This is a genomic window from Endothiovibrio diazotrophicus (assembly GCF_054657215.1).
This window is the reverse complement of the sequence record NZ_BAAHXB010000209.1, coordinates 1-3,598: the sequence shown is the minus strand read 5'-3', so window position 1 is coordinate 3,598 and position 3,598 is coordinate 1. Positions and strand designations below refer to the sequence as shown.

The window sequence follows — 3,598 nt, the reverse complement described above, 5'->3', positions numbered from 1 at the left end:
TTCCAAAACAGGAAGTTATTCTTTCGCGAGCCCTTAGCGGCGTACGCGCCGCCACTCGATGCGGTGAAGAGGCGGGGGGAGGGTGAGGCTCGCCGGTTCAGCCGCGGCTGTGTTTCTCTTCGACCAGCCGCTCGATGGTCTCGATCACCTTCCAGCTCGCCGCCTCGGCCGACTCGAAGGAGGAGACGATCTCCGCTTGCATCCGTGCGTCGTGGCGCCAGTCCTGGCGCAGGTCGTCGATCGCCTTGTGGATGCTGGAGTGGACGGTGCCGTGGGGTGTGGCGAGGGCGGAGTAGGAGGGCATGCTGCGGAACAGCTCGTAGCCGGCGCCGGCGTCGTACCACTTGCCCAGGCGGCAGTTGTGGTGGTCGACGCTCACCGCCTTGGCCTCGTCGCTGTCCGGGCCGCTGTTGACGCTCATGTAGCCGTTCTGCATGTAGATGATGTGGTCGAGCTTGATCAGGGAGGCGAACATCACGTTGCGCGCCCGCTCCACCAACTGGTTGACCTCCCGGGCCGATTGGGCGAAACGGGAGAAGCCCTGCTCGAACTCCTGCACCGTGGCGGTGGTTTCGCCGGCCATGCCCTTCATCTGCTTCGAGTCGGTGAGCATCTTCGCCACGTCGCCCTTGAATGCCTCGATCACCCCGGCGATGCGCGCGGTGGCCTGCTTGGTGTTCTCGGCCAGCGAGCGCACCTCGTCGGCGACCACGGCGAAGCCGCGCCCCTGCTCGCCGGCACGGGCCGCCTCGATGGCGGCGTTGAGGGCCAGCAGATTGGTCTGCTCGGCCAGGCCGGTGATCAGGGTCATCACCTCGGTGATCTCGTTGCTGTGCTCGTCGAGCCGACCGGCGGCCACGTCGATCTCCTCGATCATCGACATGCTCGACTCCATGGAGTGGATCACCTTGCGGATGGCGCCGCTGTTCTCTCCCGCCTCCCGGCTATTGTTCTCCGCGATCCCCTGGACCTGGCCGAGCTGGTCGTTGACGTGGATCAGGTCCGACTGGTTGTGCTTGAGCTTGTTCAGCAGGTTGGTGGTGTTGAGCTGACCCAGCTTGATCAGGATCTGGGTCTGCTGGGTCTGGGAGCGGTTGTCGACGAGGGCACCGAAGGCCTCGCTGACGTAGGTGACCGATTTGCGGAACTCCCCCTCCAGGCCGTCGAGGTCCATTGCTTGGTTGTGTGCTCCCTCCTGGATGTTTTCGAAGGCGGCGCAAATCTCGCGGAAGGTGAGCTGGACATGGTCGAGCAGCTTGTTGACGTGGGTCGGAATGTCGTTGAGCAGGCAGGGCTGGGGGACGTCGGTGATGCGCTGGTCCAACACCCCCGAGCGAAAATTGCCGAGCACCTCGGTGACCCGCTCGATCAGCAGCGCCTCACGGCGGAAGCGGAAGATCAGGGTGATGAGCAGGCTGGAGGTGGCGAGGGTGGTCACGGCGATCAGCGGGTTGAAACCGTTGCGGATCCAGGTGTAGGCCAGGGTGCCCAGTTGCAGGACGATGAAGACGGAAACGAGGAGGGTGAAGCGGTTGAGGAGCGTCCGGGGTTGCATCGGATTACCTGATAAATTAGTACTTTCAAATATGATGATTGGCAAAAATCGCGAGGAGTCATAGGAAAACTACGCAAGTTCACCATGTTAGTCCTTTTCCTACAAGAGGCAAGGGAACTTCCCCGGGGGCCTGTAGGGAAATGGAATGGTGAAACTGGTATCGGTTTGTGGACGGATTGATGGATTTCATCGAATGAAATGACGAAATCCGCGCCGGGGGAGCGAGTGGCCGGGGGGAGCGGGGTTGGCGAAAAACGTTTTTCTTCGCCTTGCTCAGCCCCGTGCCGCGGTCGGCTGGTCGTCGTTTGTCCGGCCCATCTCCACCCGGGTGAGCAGTACTGCGCCCAGGACCAACAGTCCGGTGACGGCATAGATCGAGCTGCGGGCGTCGCCGGTGGCCGCCGCCACCGCCCCCATCAGCAGCGGTCCGAGGACCACGGCGAATTTGCCGAGCATGTTGTAGAAGCCGAAGAACTCCGCCGCCTGGTGCGGCGGGATCAGCCGGCTGTAGAGGGAGCGTGACAGTGCCTGCACGCCCCCCTGGGCGAGGCCGATGATCACCGCCAGGGTGTAGAACTCCCACGCCGCCTCCATCCGCGCCGCCCACAGGGTGACCCCCACGTAGACCCCGATGCCGGCGATGATCGCCGGCCGGGTGCCGATCCGCTCGCCGAGTCGGCCGTAGGCGAGCGCCGCGGGAAAACCGACGAACTGGGTGATCAGCAGTGCGGTGATCAGGTCCGACGACGCGAAGCCCAGCGACAGGCCGAAATCCACCGCCATGCGGATCACCGTATCCACGCCGTCGATGTAGAGCCAGTAGGCGAGCAGAAAGAGCCACACCGGCTTGAGCCGGCGCAACTGGTGGAAGGTCTCGGCGAACTGGCGCAGGCCGGCGGCCACCGCCGCCGCACCCCCGCTGCCTGCGGCCGGCCGTGGCTCCTCGACGAAACGCAGCAGCGGCAGGGCGAAGAGCAGCCACCAGCCCGCCACCATGACGAACGACAGGCGCACCGCCTCGCCTCCGTCGGCCAGCCCGAACAGTGCCGGTTGCAGCGCCATCGCCACGTTCACCGCGAACAGCAGACCGCCGCCGAGGTAGCCCAGGGAGTAGCCCAAGGCCGAGACGCGGTCCCGTTCTTCCTTCCGCGCCACCGCCACCAACAGCGAGTCGTAGAAGGTGTTGGCCGAGGAGAAGCCGAACACCCCCACGGCATAGAGGGCGGCGGCGGCCAGCCACTCCCCTTCACCGACGAAGTAGAGACCGAGGGTGGGCAGCGTGCCGGTGAGCAGGAAGAAGGCGAGCAACCGCTTCTTCGCCCCGCCGCGGTCGGCGATGGCGCCGAGCAGCGGCGCGCTCAGTGCCACCGCGAGGCCGGCCGCCGAATTGGCCATGCCGAGCCGCCAGGTGGACTCGGTCACCGCCACCCCGGCGCTCCAGAACTCCTTGAAGAAGAGCGGGAAGAAGCCGGCCATCACGGTGGTGGCGAAGGCCGAGTTGGCCCAGTCGTAGAAAGCCCAGGAGAGGGCCTGGCGATCGGGGAGGCGGATCATCGGGAGAGTCCTTGCGGTGACGACAGGTCAAGGGTGAAAGGCAGAAGGTTAAAGGGCCTTCGTTCAGCGTCAACCACTCCTTAGGGCTCGCGAAAGAATAACTTCCTGTTTTGGGGCGTCGAGATGCCCGTCCGGCAAGGCGCGCAAAAGGGCGCATACTCGTTGTATGCAACCCTTTGCGCAACGCCGCCGGGCGGAGTAGATCGGCGTCCCAAAACAGGAAGTTATTCTTTCGCGAGCCCTTACCTGTTGAAGCTCTCCAGCGACATCAATACCGCGTCCTCCGCGTCGCGGCGGGTGATCGCCGTGTAGTCGGCGTTCTCCACCACCCCGTCGATCACCTGTTTCAGGTTGTTGCGGGCGTCGGTGAAGCGATGTGTCTGCATTGGGGGGTTCCTGTCTCGTTACCTGTACAGGTGTAGTCTCCCCGGGTCGCCCCTTTTACCGCCGATCGGTCGGGTGATTCTCCAAATTCCCCACGAGTGTTAG

Annotated in this window: 2 protein-coding genes and 1 pseudogene; all 3 read right to left on the bottom strand. The window is 64.3% G+C overall.

Going from position 1 to position 3,598, the window contains the following annotated elements; translation table 11 throughout:
- Positions 1-97: 97 nt before the first annotated feature.
- Positions 98-1,555 carry a methyl-accepting chemotaxis protein gene (locus ACYQ2W_RS25580; protein WP_459873774.1) on the bottom strand — a complete coding sequence of 486 codons (1,458 nt, stop codon included), beginning with the start codon at positions 1,553-1,555 and terminating at the stop codon, positions 98-100.
- Between the two features lie 273 nt (positions 1,556-1,828).
- On the bottom strand, positions 1,829-3,109 hold the full coding sequence (locus tag ACYQ2W_RS25575) for an MFS transporter (RefSeq protein ID WP_459873772.1): 1,281 nt from the start codon (positions 3,107-3,109) through the stop codon (positions 1,829-1,831).
- Positions 3,110-3,357: 248 nt separating this feature from the next.
- Positions 3,358-3,495 (bottom strand): annotated as a pseudogene (locus ACYQ2W_RS25570) (type II toxin-antitoxin system Phd/YefM family antitoxin); the annotation flags it as partial.
- Between the last annotated feature and the right edge of the window lie 103 nt (positions 3,496-3,598).

Excerpts from the sequence above, each read along its gene's own strand:
- ACYQ2W_RS25580 (WP_459873774.1), bottom strand. The coding sequence starts at position 1,555 with ATGCAACCCCGGACGCTCCTCAACCGCTTCACCCTCCTCGTTTCCGTC.
- ACYQ2W_RS25575 (WP_459873772.1), bottom strand. The coding sequence starts at position 3,109 with ATGATCCGCCTCCCCGATCGCCAGGCCCTCTCCTGGGCTTTCTACGAC.